Origin of the sequence: Methylobacterium mesophilicum (assembly GCF_022179445.1) — a bacterium.
In the GTDB taxonomy this organism is placed as follows: Bacteria; Pseudomonadota; Alphaproteobacteria; order Rhizobiales; family Beijerinckiaceae; genus Methylobacterium; species Methylobacterium mesophilicum.
Genome location: NZ_BPQU01000005.1, coordinates 69,493 through 87,486, shown reverse-complemented (window position 1 = coordinate 87,486; position 17,994 = coordinate 69,493). Strand labels below are relative to the sequence as shown.

General features: G+C 70.8%; 21 protein-coding genes and 1 pseudogene. 11 read left to right on the top strand and 11 right to left on the bottom strand.

Annotated elements, in window-relative coordinates; genetic code table 11:
* The first annotated feature begins 146 nt into the window (after positions 1-146).
* From MFF40_RS07770 to MFF40_RS07760, 3 genes are all read left to right on the top strand, one after another.
* On the top strand, positions 147-743 hold the full coding sequence (locus MFF40_RS07770) for a tyrosine phosphatase family protein (protein WP_238260094.1): 597 nt from the start codon (positions 147-149) through the stop codon (positions 741-743).
* A 228-nt stretch (positions 744-971) separates the two neighbouring features.
* A complete protein-coding gene (locus MFF40_RS07765) occupies positions 972-1,181 on the top strand; it encodes a type II toxin-antitoxin system HicA family toxin (RefSeq protein WP_238260093.1) in 210 nt (69 codons plus the stop codon).
* 70 nt (positions 1,182-1,251) lie between these two features.
* Positions 1,252-1,656, top strand: a complete 405-nt coding sequence (locus MFF40_RS07760) for a type II toxin-antitoxin system HicB family antitoxin (RefSeq protein WP_147856892.1) — start codon at positions 1,252-1,254, stop codon at positions 1,654-1,656.
* 10 nt (positions 1,657-1,666) lie between these two features.
* Here MFF40_RS07760 and MFF40_RS07755 read toward each other — a convergent pair whose 3' ends face one another.
* The 4 genes from MFF40_RS07755 to MFF40_RS07740 form a co-directional block, all read right to left on the bottom strand.
* Positions 1,667-2,803 carry a branched-chain amino acid ABC transporter substrate-binding protein gene (locus MFF40_RS07755; RefSeq protein ID WP_238260092.1) on the bottom strand — a complete coding sequence of 379 codons (1,137 nt, stop codon included), beginning with the start codon at positions 2,801-2,803 and terminating at the stop codon, positions 1,667-1,669.
* Positions 2,804-2,965: 162 nt separating this feature from the next.
* A complete protein-coding gene (locus MFF40_RS07750; RefSeq protein WP_238260091.1) occupies positions 2,966-4,135 on the bottom strand; it encodes a polysaccharide biosynthesis/export family protein in 1,170 nt (389 codons plus the stop codon).
* Positions 4,136-4,314: 179 nt separating this feature from the next.
* The gene (locus tag MFF40_RS07745; RefSeq protein WP_238260090.1) at positions 4,315-4,557 is read right to left on the bottom strand and encodes a Flp family type IVb pilin; all 243 of its coding nucleotides are present in this window, start codon (positions 4,555-4,557) and stop codon (positions 4,315-4,317) included.
* A 316-nt stretch (positions 4,558-4,873) separates the two neighbouring features.
* The gene (locus MFF40_RS07740) at positions 4,874-5,125 is read right to left on the bottom strand and encodes a DUF3072 domain-containing protein (protein WP_147856752.1); all 252 of its coding nucleotides are present in this window, start codon (positions 5,123-5,125) and stop codon (positions 4,874-4,876) included.
* A gap of 195 nt (positions 5,126-5,320) precedes the next feature.
* Between MFF40_RS07740 and MFF40_RS07735 the strand changes: the two genes are divergently transcribed.
* The 7 genes and pseudogenes from MFF40_RS07735 to MFF40_RS07705 all read left to right on the top strand — a co-directional run bounded on the left by MFF40_RS07735 (position 5,321) and on the right by MFF40_RS07705 (position 11,051).
* Positions 5,321-5,878 carry a gluconokinase gene (locus MFF40_RS07735; protein WP_238260089.1) on the top strand — a complete coding sequence of 186 codons (558 nt, stop codon included), beginning with the start codon at positions 5,321-5,323 and terminating at the stop codon, positions 5,876-5,878.
* 3 nt (positions 5,879-5,881) lie between these two features.
* Complete coding sequence (locus MFF40_RS07730; RefSeq protein WP_238260087.1) at positions 5,882-6,694, top strand: Cof-type HAD-IIB family hydrolase; 813 nt, start codon at positions 5,882-5,884, stop codon at positions 6,692-6,694.
* A 183-nt stretch (positions 6,695-6,877) separates the two neighbouring features.
* Complete coding sequence (locus MFF40_RS07725) at positions 6,878-7,849, top strand: lytic transglycosylase domain-containing protein (RefSeq protein WP_238260086.1); 972 nt, start codon at positions 6,878-6,880, stop codon at positions 7,847-7,849.
* Positions 7,850-8,172: 323 nt separating this feature from the next.
* Positions 8,173-9,069 (top strand): annotated as a pseudogene (locus MFF40_RS07720) (helix-turn-helix transcriptional regulator); the annotation flags it as partial.
* Positions 9,070-9,409: 340 nt separating this feature from the next.
* Complete coding sequence (cysE, locus tag MFF40_RS07715; protein WP_147855635.1) at positions 9,410-10,273, top strand: serine O-acetyltransferase; 864 nt, start codon at positions 9,410-9,412, stop codon at positions 10,271-10,273.
* 104 nt (positions 10,274-10,377) lie between these two features.
* Positions 10,378-10,593: a DUF3126 family protein gene (locus MFF40_RS07710; RefSeq protein WP_147855634.1), complete on the top strand. Its 216-nt coding sequence runs from the start codon at positions 10,378-10,380 to the stop codon at positions 10,591-10,593.
* 128 nt (positions 10,594-10,721) lie between these two features.
* On the top strand, positions 10,722-11,051 hold the full coding sequence (locus MFF40_RS07705) for a DUF6949 family protein (RefSeq protein ID WP_147855633.1): 330 nt from the start codon (positions 10,722-10,724) through the stop codon (positions 11,049-11,051).
* Positions 11,052-11,057: 6 nt separating this feature from the next.
* Here the strand turns inward: MFF40_RS07705 and MFF40_RS07700 are convergent, their stop codons facing one another.
* Positions 11,058-11,765 carry a transglutaminase-like cysteine peptidase gene (locus tag MFF40_RS07700; protein ID WP_238260084.1) on the bottom strand — a complete coding sequence of 236 codons (708 nt, stop codon included), beginning with the start codon at positions 11,763-11,765 and terminating at the stop codon, positions 11,058-11,060.
* A 298-nt stretch (positions 11,766-12,063) separates the two neighbouring features.
* On the opposite strand from MFF40_RS07700, the gene MFF40_RS07695 reads away from it, so the two are divergent.
* Positions 12,064-12,342 (top strand): hypothetical protein, encoded by a 279-nt coding sequence (locus MFF40_RS07695; protein WP_238260083.1) that lies wholly within the window; start codon positions 12,064-12,066, stop codon positions 12,340-12,342.
* Positions 12,343-12,735: 393 nt separating this feature from the next.
* On the opposite strand, the gene MFF40_RS07690 is transcribed toward MFF40_RS07695, so the two are convergent.
* The 6 genes from MFF40_RS07690 to mmsB all read right to left on the bottom strand — a co-directional run bounded on the left by MFF40_RS07690 (position 12,736) and on the right by mmsB (position 17,827).
* Positions 12,736-13,368: a transglutaminase-like cysteine peptidase gene (locus MFF40_RS07690; RefSeq protein ID WP_147855631.1), complete on the bottom strand. Its 633-nt coding sequence runs from the start codon at positions 13,366-13,368 to the stop codon at positions 12,736-12,738.
* A gap of 187 nt (positions 13,369-13,555) precedes the next feature.
* Positions 13,556-13,792, bottom strand: a complete 237-nt coding sequence (locus MFF40_RS07685; RefSeq protein WP_238260082.1) for a hypothetical protein — start codon at positions 13,790-13,792, stop codon at positions 13,556-13,558.
* A gap of 126 nt (positions 13,793-13,918) precedes the next feature.
* A complete protein-coding gene (locus tag MFF40_RS07680; protein ID WP_147898976.1) occupies positions 13,919-15,652 on the bottom strand; it encodes an AMP-binding protein in 1,734 nt (577 codons plus the stop codon).
* A 54-nt stretch (positions 15,653-15,706) separates the two neighbouring features.
* On the bottom strand, positions 15,707-16,144 hold the full coding sequence (locus MFF40_RS07675) for a hypothetical protein (RefSeq protein WP_147856900.1): 438 nt from the start codon (positions 16,142-16,144) through the stop codon (positions 15,707-15,709).
* A gap of 13 nt (positions 16,145-16,157) precedes the next feature.
* Entirely contained in the window at positions 16,158-16,934 is a 777-nt protein-coding gene (locus tag MFF40_RS07670; RefSeq protein ID WP_147898975.1) for an enoyl-CoA hydratase, read from the bottom strand.
* Entirely contained in the window at positions 16,934-17,827 is an 894-nt protein-coding gene (gene mmsB / locus MFF40_RS07665) for a 3-hydroxyisobutyrate dehydrogenase (RefSeq protein WP_147898974.1), read from the bottom strand. The genes MFF40_RS07670 and mmsB overlap by 1 nt, the downstream gene beginning before the upstream one ends.
* Between the last annotated feature and the right edge of the window lie 167 nt (positions 17,828-17,994).

The window sequence follows — 17,994 nt, the reverse complement described above, 5'->3', positions numbered from 1 at the left end:
GCCGGCGGAAGGTCGGCGCGCAGGTAGCACGTCCGCGGGTGTTCTCGAAAGCGCCCGCGGAACGGGGGCCGCCGCCGTGGCGCCATGGCGCCTCGAAACCGCACCGCCCCCGTGATAGGCGCCCGACCATGCGAGCCGATTCCGATATGCCCCTCCCCGATATGCCCCTCTCCGACCTGCCCCTGCCCGACGTCACCCTGCACACCGTGTGCGGCCTGGAGGAGCTGGCCGGGCACGGCGCGAGCGGGGTCAGCCACGTCCTGTCGCTGCTCGATCCCGGCACGCCCGAGCCGGAGGCGTTCGCCGCCTACGGCACCCATGCCCGCACGACCCTGCACTTCCACGATTGCCTCGGCCCGGGCGACGGCCTCGTGCCGCCCGAGCCCGAGCATGTCGCGGCGATCCTCGGCTTCGGGCGCGACCTCGACGGCGCGGGCCACCTCCTGGTCCATTGCCATTACGGCCTGTCGCGCTCCACGGCGGCGCTGCTGATGCTGTTCGCCCAGGCCGAACCCGACGTTTCCGCCGAGGCCCTGGTGGCCCGCCTCCACGCCCTGCGCGAGCCGGCCTGGCCCAACGCCCGGATGATCGGTTTCGCGGATGGGATGCTCGGCCGCGCAGGCCGGCTCAGCGAGGCGGTCCGCCAGCTCCATACGCTGCAGCTGCGGGTGCGGCCGCACCTGGCCGAGCTGCTGCGCGGGCTGGGCCGGGGGGCCGAGGTCGATGCCGCCGAACGGGGGTAGGAGATTGTTCGGATCAGGCGCTCCGACGAGATGCAGCGAAGCCTCATTCTCGCATCGCGTACGGACGGGTATTGCGCAAACATACACACGGATTGTTGCTCTGGGCTGCGACTTGTGTAATCCTACGCAGGAGGAAACACTCAAGGATCAGGCTGTCGTATCGAATCTTCGCGTGGATCCCTGACCCAGGAAGCGCGGAGCGGCAGGCGGGCCGAAAGTGTTCCCGGGATGTCGAGACCGGCGCGCGAGCGCAAAACCCGTGCGGTGATGACGGTACTTCAGAAGGACGGATGGTTCGTTGTCCGAAAGGGCCCTGGAGACCACATCCAGTTCAAGCATGCGAGCAAACCCGGACGGGTCACGATCGACGCAGGCGAGTCGGAGATCCCGACCGGAACCCTGCGCAGCATCTATCGGCAAGCCGGATGGGTTTGGTGAGAGGGCAGGCAGCAAACCTATCTGGGCAAGAAGCCTCCCCGGAGTATCGATGAGAACCGAGATGGCGGATATGGCTCACGTCGTCATGCTGGTGCACCAGGAGGACGGCCGGTTCGGCGCCTCCTTCCCGGATTTCCCGGGGGCGACCACGGTCGCGGGCGATCTCGACACGCTTTATCGCAAGGCCGCCGAGATGCTGGCCTTCCACGTCGCCGGGATGGCGGAGGATGGCGAGGAAGCCCCGCGCCTACGCGGGCTGGATGAGTTGCGCGGCGATCCCGGTTTTCAAGAGGACAGCGGCGACGCGATGATTGCGCTCGTGCAGGTCGAGCTTCCTGGCAGGGCCGTACGCGTCAACATCTCGATGGAGGAAGGCCTCCTCCGGCGGATCGACCGGGCCGCCGAGGCGACCGGCGAGAGCCGATCCGCCTTCCTGGCCCAGGCCGCCAAGGCGCGGCTTTCGGCCGGAGCCTGAGACCCGGTCCTCACTTCCCGGCGGGCGTAAAGCTCCCGTCCTTCCAAACATACAGAACATAGCCCTGGGCGGTGACGTCGCCCTTGGAATCGAACCCGACCGTGCCGAGCACGACGTCGAACCGCTCCGTATGGAGCGCCTGGGCGATCGGCTTCGGCTCGACCGAGTGGGCGAAGTTGCCGGCCGCGACCAGCGCCTGGAGGGCCGCGTAGCCGTAGACGGTCGAGCCGGTGGGATCGACGCCCTCGGCCTTGAACGCCTTCACGACGGCGGCGGCGGCGGGCTGGCGGCTCGGATCGAGGTAGAAGGTCATCAGCACGCCGTTGCTGGCCGAGCCCGCGACCTTGGCGAAGTCCGGCGTCGCGATCGCCGAGGTGCCGAACCATTGCGGACGGTAGCCGCGATCGGCGGCGACCTTCACGAGGCGGCCCATCTCGGCGGCGTCGCCGCCGTAATACACCACCTCGATCCCCGCGCCCTTGAGCCGGTCCACCAGGGCGGCGTCGTCGGCGTCGCTCGGCGCGAACGACAGGGACAGGGCCTCGTTGATGCCGATCCGGTTGAGGTTGTCCTTGGTGGCGGCCGCCAGCGTCCGGGAGGCCGGGGTCTGGTCCTGGATCAGCGCGATCTTGCGGTCGCGGAAGCGCTCGGCGAGCACCGCGGCGGAGAGCCGGGCCTGGTCGTCGTCGCGCCCGCAGACCCGGAAGACGTTCGGCAGCCCCCGGTCCGTGAGCCGGGCCGACACCGAGGCCGCGCTGATCATCACGATGCCGTTCTGGGCGTAGATGTCGGAGGCCGCGATCGAGGCGTTCGAGCAGACATGGCCGACGACGAGGCGCACGTTGGAGCGCACGAAGTGGTTGGCGACCGCGGTGGCGGTGTTCGAGTCGCAGGCATCGTCCTGCACGTCGAGGGTGACGGGCTGCCCGTCGATCCCGCCCATGGCGTTGGCGTCCCGGGCCGCGGCCTCGACGCCGCGCAGCACCTGCTCGCCCACCGCCACGTAGGGGCCCGAGCGCGGGACCGCGACGCCGACCACGACATCGGCCGCCGCCGGCCCGGCCGACAGGAGCGCGAGACACAGGCTCAAGGGGAACAGCGTGGGCCGGAACAGCCCGCGGGCGGAGACGACGCGTCCGATCTTCATCGGGCTCTTCTAGGCATCCTTGCGCGAGTCAGCCACCGGCGCGGGCGGGTCGCGGCTCCGTCCGGGCGCTCCCGCGCCGCACCAAACCGCACGCAAAGCCCATACGCGAGGACGCGGCGGAACGCGATTGTTTTCCGCCGACGCGCGAAAGTCGTCCCGTGCTTACTTCGCGTAATAGTAGGCGGTCGCCACCGAGGAGACCGGGCCGGTGACGGAGGTGAAGACGGACAGCACCTTCGAGACCTCGGTGAACGGGGCGTTCGAGACGTAGATCAGGTCGCGGTTGCGCATGCGGAACGCCTGGGTGGTGAACAGGCTGTTGGGGTCGCGCATGTTGATCCGGTACACCACCGGCACCAGCGGCGTGCCGGTGAGCTTGGTGGCCGGGTTGAGCCGGCGCACCACGCTGGCGGGCTCGAACCGGAAGATGAAGGTGCCGGCCGGGTCGGCGGCGAAGTCCGACAGGCCGCGCGCCTTGGCGAGCGCCTGAGCGAGCGTGATGCCGTCGGCCTGGAACGGCAGTTCCGTGGCCTGGCCGAGCGCGCCCACCGCCAGGAAGGTCTGCGGGTCGCGCACCAGGGTGAGCACGTCGTTGGGCCGCAGGTAGATGTTTTCCTTGGGGTTCGATACCACGGTGGTCAGCGGCACCGTGGCGGTGACCGGCCCGCGCGACAGGCGCACGAAGGTCTCCGAGACCGGCGAGCGGTTGCCGCCGGCCGACGCGATGACGTCGAGGATGCGGTCGCCGTGGCCCGAGAGCGGCAGGCGCGCGCCGGCGGCGCCCTCGCCGGTGACGGTGACCGCCTGGCTGATCGGCCGGGTGACCGAGACCAGCACCTGCGGCTGGATCGCCTTGCCGGCGAGTTCGTTCTCGATCAGGCCCTGGACGTCCTGGGGCCGGCGGCCGGCGACCTTGATGCGCCCGGCATAGGGCACCGAGATCGCGCCGTCGCGGCCGACCGGCTGCTCGGGGATGAGGGCGGACTTGGAGCCGGCGGAGAAGCGGTCGGCGACCAGGGGTCCGGAGAACAGGCCGCCGGAGCCGGCCTCCCAGACCGAGACCGAGACCATGTCGCCGATGCCGATCACCGGCTCGGTGGAGGGGCGGTGGTCGCCGAAGGAGGCGAGCAGGCTGTCGAGGGGGCGGCCGCGCAGAGCCTCGATCACGGATGGGGTGACGTCGATGATCTCGTAGCGGGCGAGCGTGCCGCCGTCGGCGGTGGCGACTTCCGCGCCGGCCTGGATCGCGCTCGCCGTCGGACCCGCCGCGGGCAGGTACGAGCAGCCCGACATCGCCGTCGCGGCGAGCAGAGCGAGGGAAAGTTTGCGCATCCAGATGTTGCCCATCGGTTTTGCCGAGCCCGTGCCTAGCCCATAGCGGCCGGGGTGTCCGTAGCGGGTGGGCCACACTGCGCCCGCGACGGCCGAGCGAGCGGTTTCATCCTCACTAAGCACAGCTTTTTCGGGGCACGCCGACGAAAACTTTACGGCCGGAGCCGGAACGGCGCCCCTCAATTGGCTTGGCTCACCGTCGTGCTGATGCGCTCGTAGATCGGGGTCATCCGGGAGCCGTAATACCGGATGCTGCCGGCCGCGACGATGAAGATCAGCGCGCCGATCAGGGCGTATTCCATCGCGGTGGAACCGCGGGCGTCCGCGGCGAAGCGCGACGGCGCCCGCCGGGCGAGGTCGCGCCCACGGCTGCGGGATCGTCCGGAAGCCGCCTTCGATCCCTCGCAGCTCGGCTCCGCCATCCGTGACTCCGACTTCCCCTGCGCCCGGATCCGCACCCGATCGTATCGCGATCGGGCTCGTCTCCCGGCCCCTGGTTCAACACGCTCGCGCACGCATAAACCGGTATCCACGCCGACGATGAGCGCTCTCGCCGCCCGGCGCGATGGAAACGTCTAACCGGGTTCCCATTGCCGCCGGCTTAATAGTGTCTTCGAAACATCGCCTTCGCGACGTGGATCCGAACGACGAAAGGCCGGCACCCGTGAAGGCGCCGACCTTTCGACATGTCCGATGACGCGGCCCGGACCCGTCCAGGGCGCGTCGGGCCGGGGTCGCTCAGGCGTGGCCGGCCTTGTGGCGCAGGTCGTCGATCCGCTTGGACGCCTCGGCCTTGTCGATGTCCGAGTCGAAGGCCTCCGGCTCCTTGGCCTCTTCCGACAAGGTCTTGAGGTACGAAGCCTGCGCCCCGGTCATCGGCTCACCGCCGGTGGTCCACTGATCCGGATCCTTGATCTGGTTCGAGACGTCCTTCGGATCGGTCTTCGGGTTGTCCTGGGTCGCGTCGTGCTTGTCGGCTGCCTTGGCCATGGGACCCTCGTTCCTGAAATGTTCTGTCGTCGCCGGGGGGAACGTGCCGCCCCAGCGGGGGTTCCACGGGTTGTCGGCGCATCGCCTGCTGTTCCCCAGGAACCTTTCCTTCCCGGCCGCCGAGCCTATTGATGAACCCCATGGCGCAGCGTGGCGCCCCGGAGCGGCGTGGTCCGGATGAGCGCGGGTGGGCGGATGCAGAACGAAGCCGGAGCGGCCGCGCGGGCGGCGCAGGTCCTCGTGGTCATGGGCGTCTCGGGCTCGGGCAAGAGCACCGTCGGCGCGCTGATCGCCGAGCGGCTCGGCTGGATCTTCGTGGACGGCGACAGCTTCCACACCCCCGAGCACGTGGCCAAGATGCATGCGGGCCACGCGCTGGACGACGAGGACCGCGCGCCCTGGCTCGCCCGGATCGCGGTCTGGATCCAGCATCGGCTGGAAGCCGGCGAATCCGGCGTGGTGGTCTGCTCGGCCCTGCGCCGGACGTACCGGGACGTGCTCACCCGCGGGAGCCGGCGCGTCCGCATCGTCTACCTGGACGGCGACAGGGCCCTGGTGTCCCGGCGCCTCGCCGAGCGCCACGGCCACTTCATGTCGCCCCGGCTGCTGGACAGCCAGTTCGCCACCCTGGAGATCCCCGGCCCCGACGAGCACCCGGTCATCGTGGGGATCGACGCGCCGCCGGAGGCCGTCGCCGGCCGCGTCGTGGCGCAGCTCGCCGCGGAATCCCCCCTCCCCGCCGGAAGGACCTGAGCGATGGCGACGAAGGCGACCGGCATCGCCCTGGTGATCTCCGATGTCGACGGCACGCTGGTGACCGACGACAAGCAGCTCGCCGCCTCGACGGTCGCGGCGGTGAAGCGCCTGCGCGCGGCCGGGATCGGGTTCAGCATCGCGTCGGCCCGGCCGCCGCTGGGCCTTCGCGGCCTCGTCGACGCCCTCGGCCTCGACCTGCCGATGGGGGCGTTCAACGGCGCCAGCGTGGTCCGGCCCGATCTCTCGATCATCGAGGAGCGGCTGATCCCGGAAGCGGCCGCGCGGGCGGCGCTGGAGCGCCTTCAGGCCGAGGATCTCGACGTCTGGGTCTTCGCCGCGGGGGCCTGGTGCCTGCGCGACCCGGAGGGCCCCTACGCGGATCTCGAACGCCGGACGATCGACGCCGAGCCGCGCGTGGTGGCCGATCTCGGCAGCCTGATGGGGGCGGCCTCGAAGATCGTCGGGGTCAGCCGGGACCACGCGCACCTGGCCGATTGCGAGGCCCGGATCGGGACCGCGCTGGCCGGCCGCGCCACCGTGCACCGCTCGCAGGCCTATTATCTCGACGTGACGCCGCCCGGGCTCGACAAGGGGCAGTTCGTGGCCTGGATGAGCGCGCATCTGCGCATCCCGCCCGAGCGGATCGCGACCTTCGGGGATGCCGGGAACGACCGGCCGATGTTCGCCCGCAGCGGATTCTCGGTGGCGATGGGCAATGCCGAGCCGGGCGTGAAGGCGGCCGCCAGCGCCGTGACGGACGGCAACGGCGCGGACGGCTTCGCCCACGGGGTCGCGCGCTTCATCCTGCCCTGAGCGTCCAGGCCCACACGCTGTGGATAACCGGAATGGTTAACCGACGGCGCCGCCCTGTGGCGGACAAGGCACAGGGGCGCCCGACACCCCGCTCGCCCACAGGCTGCCGGATCCGGGCCCCTTTCCGGCCTCATTTCCCCGCGACCTAGCTTGACCACAGTAGAAGCAGGACCGGGTCTCGGAATGCATCGCCTCTTCCTGGCTGCCGCTCTCGCGGTCGTGCCCGTCGCCGCCTTCGGGCAGGGCGCGCGCGACAACATCGATGCGCTGATCGAGCAGCAGGCCAAGGCAAACGGCGTCCCGGCGAGCTTCGTCCACGCGGTGGTCAAGCGCGAGAGCAACTACAACCCGAAGGCCAAGGGCGGCAGCGCCCTCGGGCTGATGCAGATCAAGCACGCGACGGCGCGCAGCCTCGGATACACCGGCGACGCGGCCGGCCTGTACGATCCGGCGACCAACCTGCGCTACGGCGTCGCCTACCTGGCGGGCGCCTACCGCACCGCCCAGGGCAACGTCAGCCAAGCCTACCAGTACTACAACCGCGGCTATTACTACGCGGCCAAGCGCCAGGGCATCTCCAGCGAGGTCGCCTCGGTGGTGGCCCCCGTGGCGGCCTCGGCCAGCGCGTTGGCGAGCCTGTTCGGCGGCGGCGTCACGGATTCCGGCGCCGCCTCCGGGGCCCTGGCCTACGCACCCACCGCCGCCACGGTGGCGGCGGTGCCGAGCGAGACGGTCGAGGTCCCGCTCCCGCCCCGGCGTCCGGACGCCCTCAGCGGCGCCGTCGCGTATGCGAGCCTGTCCGTCGAGCCCGCCGCCGCGGGTGCCGCGCCGGGCGCCGCCGTTCAGATGGCCGCGGTCGAGACCGTTGAGGTCCCGCTGCCGCCGCGCCGTCCGGCCGGCCTCGGCAGCGCGGCTTCGGAGGCCGCGCCGGCCCAGCTCGCCGAGTTGCGCCTGTCCCCGCAGGCCGAGCCGGCCGCGGCGTTCCAGGGCGCCGCGATGACGCCAGCGGCGGCGGCCGCCGGGGTGACTGAGACCGTGGACGTGCCGCTGCCGCCGCGCCGCCCGTCGATCCAGCTGCTGGCCGCCGCCACGCCGCGCCGCGCGGCGCCCGCCGTCGCCCCCGTCCGCGAGGCCACGGCCATCCCGGTCGAGTGAGTCGGACTCGGTCGGATCGGGGCAAAACAACCCCAGCTTGTCTAGAATCTGCCCACACGAGGATCCTGCTCAAGGCTTGACCATCGGGCCGATCCGCAACACATAGGCGCCACGCCAGCAACAGGGTTGGGCCGGTGCGGCCATGGCCCGTCGACCGGTCGACGCGGCCGGATACAGGCGGCGCAATACAGACTTCAGGGTAGGGTACGCCAGGCTTCGCACGAACGGTCGAGCAAGCACCCGCTCGATCCTAGGTTGCGAATCAGAATTCATCTTGAAGTGGCAGACATGCAGGGCAAGCACTCTGCTTTCGGGCTGGCAGGAAAGCGGACGACGCCATGAGCGGCGTGTTGGAACAGGAATCGCTCTTTCTCACGGATCTCGGGCGCCGCGTCAGGCACGCGCGCACCGTGCGCGGCTTGTCGCGCAAGGTGCTGTCCCAGACTTCGGGCCTCTCCGAGCGCTACATCGCGCAACTCGAGGGCGGGCAGGGCAACGTGTCGATCATCCTGCTGCGGCGGGTGGCCAACGCCATGGGCGTGCGGCTCGACGACCTGATCACCGGCAACGACGGCCTGCCCGACTGGCCCGTGGTGCGCGACCTGCTCGCCCAGGCGAATCCGGCCCAGATCGCCGCCGCCAAGGAGGCGCTCTCGGGCGGCAGCCGGTCTGAATCGAGCGGCCGCTTGCGCGTCGCGCTGATCGGACTGCGCGGCGCCGGCAAGTCGACGCTCGGCAAGCTCGCCGCCGAGCGCCTGGGCTGGACCTTCGTGGAATTGAACGCCGAGATCGAGCGCGAGAACGCGCTCTCGGTGCAGGAGATCTTCGCGATCTACGGCCAGGAGGGCTACCGCCGCCTGGAGCAGGCGGCCCTGCGCCGCCTCACCGAGCATCCCGGCCCGCTGATCCTGGCGACGAGCGGCGGCATCGTGGCCGAGCCGCTGACCTACGACCTGCTGCTCCAGGCGTTCTACACCGTCTGGCTGCGCGCCCGGCCGGAGGAGCACATGAGCCGCGTGCGCGAGCAGGGCCACCTCGCCACCACCGGCGACCATGCCTCGGCGATGCAGGAATTGCGGGCGGTGCTGGCGAGCCGGGAGCCGCTCTACGCCCGGGCCTCGGCCACGGTCGACACCTCCGACATCCCGCTCCAGACCATGGTCGACCGGCTCGTTTCGACGATCGAGGCGCGGTTCGGCGAAGGGGCCGTCGCCGGCTGAACCGAGCCCCGTCGCGCAAGGGAACGGCTGACAGCGACAAAGGCGCGGCCTCCCTCGCAGCCCCGCCACCCTTGATCGCTGCGCTGCGGCGCACCACGCTATGGCGGAGCCGCCGTCACGGGCGGCCGGGTTGCCGGAACGCACGATGCCCCAGACCAAGCGCCCCGCGCATGGCTTCCCCTGTAGGACGATGTGCTAGGATGACCCGCAACGGCGGGGGCGTTCGCCTCGCCGGCCGCCGTGCCGGAGCTTCGCTGCAGCGCCCGGCCGCACCAGGCCATGAAGCCGGATCCGCAGCAGCGAAGCGCGCACCAGACACCTCGATCGCGAGCCACCGTTCATGAGTGCCAGTCCAGCCCTCAGCCCAGCCTTCAGCCGCGACGCGGGGGACCTCGCGGTCTGCGATCCGGTCTGGTCGCGGCTGCGCGCGGAGGCCGAGGACGTCCTGCGCACCGAGCCGCAACTCGCCTCGTTCATCGTCGCGACCGTCCTGAACCACGCCACGCTGGAGGGCGCGGTCGCCCACCGGGTCGCGGCCCGGCTGGGGCACCCGTCACTGCCCGCCGAACTGGTCGCGCACGCGTTCCACGAGGCGATCGCGGCCGATCCGACCATCGGGGACGCGTTCCGCGCCGACATCGGCGCCGTGATCGACCGGGATCCCGCGACCCTGCGGGCCCTGGAACCGGTGCTGTACTTCAAGGGCTTCCACGCGCTCCAGGCCTACCGCCTCGCCCACCACGTCTGGACCCGGGGGCGGCGCGACCTCGCGCTCTACCTGCAGAGCCGGGTCTCCGAGGTGTTCCAGTGCGACATCCACCCGGCCGCCCGCATCGGCCGGGGCGTGTTCCTCGACCATGCCACCGGCCTCGTGGTCGGCTCGACCGCGGTGATCGAGGACGACGTCTCGATCCTCCACGGGGTGACGCTGGGCGGCACCGGCAAGCAGCGCGGCGACCGCCACCCCAAGATCCGCCGCGGCGTGATGATCGGCGCCGGCGCCAAGATCCTGGGCAACATCGAGGTCGGCGCCTGCGCCCGGGTCGCGGCCGGCTCCGTGGTCCTGCGCCCGGTCCCGGCCAACACCACGGTGGTGGGTGTGCCCGCCCGCGTCGTCGGCACCGCCGGCTGCGACGATCCGGCCCGGGCCATGGACCAGCTGGTCGCCCTCGATCAGTTCATCCACGTGGGCGACGGGATCTGACCCGCCGCCACCGCGCTTGGCCGTGGCGCTTGCCGCTCCGTCGCTTGCGTGGCAAGCCCTGCGCCGATCCGGGGCGCCAACGCCGACAGGGGAGGCAAGACAGCGTGACCAAAGCCGAGACCGCGAAGCTGCAGGACTACCTGCGCCGCAAGTTCGCCAACAACAACATCCGCCTGACCGCGATGAAGACCGGCGATACCGCCGAGGTGTTCATCGGCGAGGAGTCGATCGGTGTGATCGCCGACGACAAGGAGGACGGCGACGATTCCTTCGTCTTCCGCATGGCGATCCTCGACATCGACCTCGAGGAGGAGGCCTGAGGCAGGGCGCGCGGGCCGGGTTCCACCGGCCCGCTCCTGTGTACAGGTTAACGCTAACCCGGGTGATTGCTTAACATCCGGTAAATCGTGTGACTAAACTCCGCGCAGCCTGTTTAGGAGCGCGAATAATGGTCCTCACGCCCGCCGCCCTGGAGTCGATCCGGACGTTGTGCATCGGCCTGGCGCTGTCCGGGCTGATCGCCAGCGCCTTTGAGCTGTTCGCGGCGCGGCGGGCGAGCTTCAGCCTGCTGGAGCGGGGCGGCCTGCCCGCGGTGGCGGCCCTGCCGATGCTGGCCTTCTCGGCCCCTTTCATCATCCTGCGCAACACCGTGCGCGGCCGGAAGATCGAGGGCCGCCCGATGCCGTTCGTGATGCTGGCGACCGTGATCGCCTGCGGCTGGGGCCTGCTGTCGGGCCGGGTCGCCCTCGATCTGGCGGCGATGCTGGTCGGGGCGTGAGCGGCGCTAGGGCTCCGCGGTCGCTACCTGGGCGGCGCCCTCCTTGCCCTCCAGCGAGACCCAGGCCTGGCCGTCCTGGCCCGCGCGCTTGATGAAGCTGTAGCCGGTGCGCCGCCAGGGGCGGATCGCGTCGGTCTTGTTGTCGAGGATGAAGTCGCCGTGGTCGGTGCGCACCGTCAGCACCGCGTGTCCGGCATTGGTCTCGTCGATCACGACGGTCATCAATAGGGCCCGCCGCGAGAGGCCGCGCTCGGCCAGCATCCGGCGCTTCAACAGCTGGTAATCCTCGCAGTCGCCGAAGCCGTCATCCGGGAAGTCCCAGCGATCGACCACGCCCCAATGGGCCTGATCGGTGATCGGCCGGATGCGCGCGTTGACCCGGCGGTTGACGCTCCGCAGGGTCCGCCACACCGCCACGGTGAGCGGGATCGCGGCGGGCTGCGCGACGTCGAGGGTGCATTCCTCCGGCATGCGCCGGCAGAACTCCGTCCAGCCCGCGATCGCGCCGACCGGGCCGCTGGCTTCGGGAGCGGGCGCGCCATCGGGGAGGGTCAGGCGGGCATGGGCGCGGATGTTGGCGCCCCCGAGCATCAGGATCGTGCCCACCAGGGCGAGGCTCGCGGCCTGCCGGGCTCGGCGCAGCGGGGCGGACCATCCGCGCCAGTGCGGCGCGAGGAACGCGAGAGCCGGAATCCCACCATCCGCGTGCCGCATGGATCACGCCCCATCGACCGATGATGACGGGAGGGTGACACGCGGGCGTGCAACGCACAATAGTCAAAACCGAGACTATAAACGCGCGAGCCACCGGATTGGTTCCCGACCGAGGCGGTGTTGCATCCGCGTTGCTGCGGCCCGCTGCATGCGCTGGCGGAATGGCCGCCCTGCTCCCCTCTGGAAAGCCTTGATTCGACCGAGCTTTGCCGGCTTGAGACAGGGGTGCCCCGCGGCGAGATTCGCGGGCGGATCGATCGCTTCGCAAGAACCCAGCCATCCCCCGCGGGATCGCCCCATGCCAGAGAAGGATTTCACGATGCAGCCCGCCATCCAGCAGGTGATCAGAGCGCTCGCCGAGGATGGTCGCGCCGGTGCCATCGGCATCGCCGAGCATGCCGTGGAAGCCTATCTGGCCGGCTCGCCCACCGAGGGCGACCGCGCCCTGTCGCGCGACATCCTGGTCCGCGACCTCGCCAGCCTCCGGGGCGTCGCCCCGCACCTGGCAGGCTTCATCGGCCGGGTCGAGACCTTCGTGGCCACCCTGGCGCAGCCGTCGCTGAGCCGCGCCGCCTGAACGGGTTCTCTCGAATCTGGGTTTCGAGGTCCGGGGCCCGGATTTTCCAGGTCTTCGTCCGGAGGGCCGGCAGCGCACTGTCCCGTACGCCTTACGGAGCGTGGCCTGCGGCTTGGGGTCCTGAATACGACCCCGTCATCCCGGGGCCGCGAAGCGGAGCCCGGGATCCCGAACCACCGTAACATCGGGGCCTTGCGCCGTCGGCGGCTCCGGATCCCAGGCTCGCCTCCGACGCCCCGGGATGACGGGGTGGATGCTGCTTCGGCATTGGACATCCGGCATCCGTGGCGGGACGGTCGCTTCGCCACGCGCTTCCCGCTTCCGCGTCCCTGAACCTCGCCAAACGGCCGAGCCTGCCGGACAATTGCGACCGGTTGGCCTTCGAAATCCGGGTCAGCGGTTGGCGGTGGTGACCGGCGAGGTGACGCCGCCGAGCGAGACCCACGCGGTGGCGTCCTGGCTCTCGCGCTTGATGAACACGTAGCCGGTCTTGTGCCAGGCCTCGATCACGCTGGTCTTGTTGTCGAGGATCAGGTCGCCGCGGTCGGTGATCAGGGTCAGCACGGCGTGGCCCTCGCCTTTCTCGTCGATCACCACGGTCATGCGCATCGCCCGGCGGGGCAGCCCGGCCTCCGCCAGCAGGTGGCGCTTCAGCAGCTGGAAGTCCTCGCAGTCGCCGATGCCGTCCTCGGCCAGGTCCCAGCGGTCGGCGACGTGGAGATGATCCATGTCGGTCATCGGCTCGACCGACTTGTTCACCCGGCGGTTGATCGAGACGATGGTGGCCCAGACCGCCGGTGTCAGGGTGATGCGCGCCGGCTCGCTGCGATCCACGGCGCATTCCGCCGCGTAGGACTGGCAGAACGTCACCCAGGCCGCGATCGGCCGCGCGTCGCTGAGCACCTTCGCGCCGGTCTCCACCGGGAGGCTCGCCAGGGTCTGGGCCCCTGCGGTGGCCGCGAGCCCGAGCAGCACCAGCGCGCCGGCGAGCGTCACCCGAACCGTCTTGAGAAGCCCCGCGCCCATCGAACCCGTCCTCGTTGTTGAGGACAGGATTGCGCCGCAGAGCCTCCGCGGCGCTGAAGCGGATCCGCGCAATTTTATCGATTCGGCCGCCGCGGCGGGCTCTAGCGGGACAACGTCGACGGGGGACTTGGGAAGCGCCGCGAATGCGCGTCATCGGATTGCGAAAGCGGAAACCTTGACCGTTCCGTCAGGGGCCGATCAGCTTCACGAAGGCAGCACCCGCCCCGAAGAAGGCAGCACCGGCTGCCATTCCAGCGAGTGCGATCTGCCACGGGGCGAGAGCGCGGTCGCGCTCGAGCTTGGCCGCTTCGGCCATCAGCTTCTTCTGCACGGCCACGAATGTTTGCGACTCTTCGATCGCGCGCAGCACCCGCGTGACCTGCTCGGCAAGATCCAGCGAGCCGGGAGCGGACGTATCAGCCATCGACCCCGATTCCCCAGCGTTCCGGTTCCGATAATCTGAGGGCACCGCAGCACGGCGGCAAGGCGCGCGCGCGCCCCAGGGGCGGTCGCCGATCCGACAAGAGGCGCCCTGGATCGGCGATCGCCATCACCCCGCCGTCTGGTCGAGCTTGCGTTCCGTCTCGCCCTTCAGCTCGGGAAAATCCGCCTGCGTGTAGGCCCGGCCCCGGTGCGGATCCTCGGTGACGCCGTCATGCTCCAGGCGGCGCAGCTGGACCCGGCGGATCTTGCCCGAGATGGTCTTGGGCAGCTCGGTGACGAACTCGAGACCGCGCAGGCGCTTGAACGTCGCCAGCCGGGCATTGGTGAAGCGGAAGATGTCGAGCGCCGTCTCGGGGCCGGCCGAGGCGCCGGCCACCAGCGAGACGTAGGCCTTCGGGATGGTGTGGCGCATCGGATCGGGGATCGGCACCACCGCGGCCTCGGCCACCGCCGGATGCTCGATCAGCACGCTCTCCAGCTCGAACGGGCTGATGCGGTAACCCGACGACTTGAACACGTCGTCGGCGCGGCCCACGAACGTGTAGCAGCCCTGGTCGTCCACAAAGGCGACGTCGCCGGTGCGGTAGAGCGCGCCTTCGGCCCCCGATAGATGGCCGGCGCCGTCGTCGTAGCCCTGCATCAGGCCGGCGGGGCGGTGGGCGCCGAGTTCGAGGCAGACCTCGCCCTCGCTGGCCGGCGCGCCGTCGGCGTCGAGCACGCGCACGCGATAGCCGGGCAGCGGCCGGCCGAGGGCCCCCGGCACCACCGGCTGGCCGGGGGTGTTGGCCATCAGGGCCGTGGTCTCGGTCTGGCCGTAGCCGTCGCGGATCGTGACGCCCCAGGCGTCCTTCACCCGCTCGATCACCTCGGGGTTCAGCGGCTCGCCGGCGGCGCAGACCTCGCGCAAAGCCAGCGTCCGGCCGGTCAGGTCCTCCTGGATGATCATCCGCCAGACGGTGGGCGGCGCGCAGAGCGTGGTGGCGCCGGTGCGCTCGAGCTGCGCGAGCAGGGCGGAGGCGTTGAACGGGGCCTGGTTGATCACCAGGATGGTCGCGCCGGCATTCCAGGGTGCGAAGAACGACGACCAGGCGTGCTTGGCCCAGCCGGGCGAGGACACGTTGCAATGCACGTCCCCGGGCTGCAGCCCGAGCCAATACATCGTCGAGAGCGCCCCGACCGGATAGGAGCGGTGGCTGTGGCGGACCAGCTTCGGCTTCGCGGTGGTGCCGGAGGTGAAGTAGAGCAGCAGCGGGTCGTCGGCCGCGGTCGGCCCGTCGGGCGTGAAGGTCTCGGGCGCGCCGGACGCGTCGTCGAAGGCGCTCCAGCCCGCCGTGGCCGCGCCGGTGACGATGCGGATCGCCTCGCCGGTCTCCAGCCCGGCGAAGCGCCCGAGCTGCTCCGGCCCGGCCACGATCGCCCGGGGCCGGCCGCGGGCCAGGCGGTCGGCGAGCTCGTCCGCCGTGAGCAGGGTGGTGGCCGGGATGACTACGGCCCCGAGCTTCATCGCGGCCAGCATAGTCTCCCACAGGGCCGGGACGTTGCCGAGCAGCAGGAGCAGGTGGTCGCCGCGCTTCAGCCCGAGCCCGCGCAGGTGGTTGGCGACCTGGTTGGACCGGCGCGCCATCTGCCCGAAGGTCAGGCTCTGCTCGGCGCCGCCGGCGGCCTCGACGATCTGGAGCGCGGTGCGGTCGCGGCTCTCGGGGGCTGCGAGCTCGGCGTCGAACCAGTCGAGCGCCCAGTTGAACGGCACCGGGTCCGGCCAGGCGAAGGCCGAAACCGCCGCCGCGTAGTCGGTGCGATGGGCCAGCAGCAGATCGCGGGCCTCCCGGAAGCTGGGCATGGTCGTTCCCCCCGTCGTTCTTGTTCGGCCGGCAGATCCGGCCGCATCCCGCCCTCAGGCGGGAATCAGGTCCACGCCGGCCTGGCCGCGCGCGAGGCGCTGCACCATGCCGGCGTGGAAATGGCGGATCTCCTCGGCGATCGCCTCCACCGCGCGGCCGTTGCGGGGAAAGTCGTCGGCGTTGAGCCCGATCAGGCCGGCCGTGTAGCCGGTCTCGTTGTTCTCGAACGGGTCGGCATAGAGCCAGGTCCACCAGTCCCGCGCCGGGACGAGGCTCGCGCCGGGCTTGACCCGCAGCGCCGCCAGGAACCGGAAGTGCCGGACCAGCTCCTTGCGCCAGACCGCCCGGGTCTCCGGAGCCACGTCGAAGGCCAACAGCTTCACGAGATGCTCGTTGATGGTCTCCTCGCGCCCGCGCGCCTTCTGGGCGACGATCGCGCGTGGGAACGCCATCTCGAAGCGCGCTTCGCTATCGCGGTCCAGGACGTCCATCGCCCATCCTCGCTCAGGTGTTCTCGAACCGGGCCGGCCGCTTCTCCACGAAGGCGGCCATGCCCTCCTTCTGGTCCTGGGTGGCGAACATCGCGTGGAAGACCCGGCGCTCGAAGCGCACGCCCTCGGTCAGCGTGGTCTCGTACGAGCGGTTGACCGCCTCCTTGGTCATCATCGCGATCGGCAGCGACATGGACGCGATGGTCTCGGCCGCCTTCAGCGCCTCGTCGAGCAGCTGGTCCGCCGGGACCACCCGCGAGACCAGGCCGGCGCGCTCGGCCTCGACGGCATCCATCATCCGGCCGGTCAGGCACATCTCCATGGCCTTCGACTTGCCGACGAACCGCGTGAGCCGCTGGCTGCCGCCGATCCCCGGCATGACGCCGAGCTTGATCTCGGGCTGGCCGAACTGCGCCGTGTCGGCGGCCAGGATGAAGTCGCACATCATGGCGAGTTCGCAGCCGCCGCCGAGCGCGTAGCCCGCCACCGCGGCGACGATCGGCGTGCGCACGGACGTGAACCGCTCCCAGTCGGCGAAGCGGTCCTGCGCATACATCTCGGCGTAGGTCGCGTGCTGCATCTCCTTGATGTCGGCGCCCGCCGCGAAGGCCTTGGCCGATCCGGTGATGACGATGCAGCCGACGCCCGGATCGGCATCCGCCTCGGTCGCGGCCCGGATCACCTCACGGGTGAGCTGCGCGTTGATGGCGTTGAGCGCCTTCGGGCGGTTGAGGGTGATGAGCAGGACCCGCCCGCGCGTCTCCGTCAGGATCGTCTCGTACGCGTCCATCACGACTCACTCCCCGATCCGCGAAGCATACGGATGATCGCGGAAAAGTCCTCTCCCCCGTGGCCCAGGCCCTCGAACAGCCCGTAGATCTGTGCGGCCTCGGCCCCCAGCGGGGTCGCGGCCCCCGACGCGAGGGCGGCGGCCTGCGCCAGCCGGAGATCCTTGAGCATCAGCGCGGCGGCGAAGCCCGGCTTGTAGCCGGCATTGGCCGGCGAGGTCGGCACCGGGCCCGGGACCGGGCAATAGGTGGTCAGCGACCAGCACTGGCCGGAGGAGACCGAGGCGACGTCGTAGAGCGCCTGATGCGACAGCCCGAGCTTCTCGCCCAGCGCGAAGGCCTCGCTGACGCCGATCATCGAGATCCCGAGGATCATGTTGTTGCAGATCTTGGCCGCCTGCCCGGCGCCGGGCGCGCCGCAATGGAACACGTTCTTGCCCATGGCCTTCAGCAGGGGCTCAGCCTTCGCGAAGGCCGCCTCGGCGCCCCCGGCCATGAAGGTCAGCGTCCCGGCCTTGGCGCCCCCGGTGCCGCCGGAGACCGGCGCATCCACGGACAGGCAGCCGCGCGCCTCGGCGAGGCCGTGGGCCTTGCGCGAACTCTCGACGTCCACGGTCGAGGAATCGATCAGCAGGGTGCCGGCCGGCAGGGCGTCGGCGAGCTGGGTCCAGACCTCGACCACGTGACGCCCGGCGGGCAGCATGGTGACCACCACCTCGGCGCCCTCGGCCGCCTCCAGGGCCGAGCCCGCCACCGCGATCCCCGCGGCCCGAGCCGCCTCCAGGGAGGCCGGCGCGAGGTCGAACCCGCGCACCGTGTGCCCCGCCTTCACGAGGTTGGCCGCCATGGGGCCGCCCATGTTGCCGAGACCGATGAACCCGATGGTCTGTGCCATCATACCCCTCCCTGCTTCGTCCAATGCTCCATTCACCCCGCCGGCATGCCGTATCGGTCCATGACGGGCACAACGTGCCCCCCTCTCCCGTGCGGGAGAGGGTTGGGGTGAGGGACACGCCCTCTCCGGAAAAACCTGGTCCCTCACCCTATCCCTCTCCCGCACGG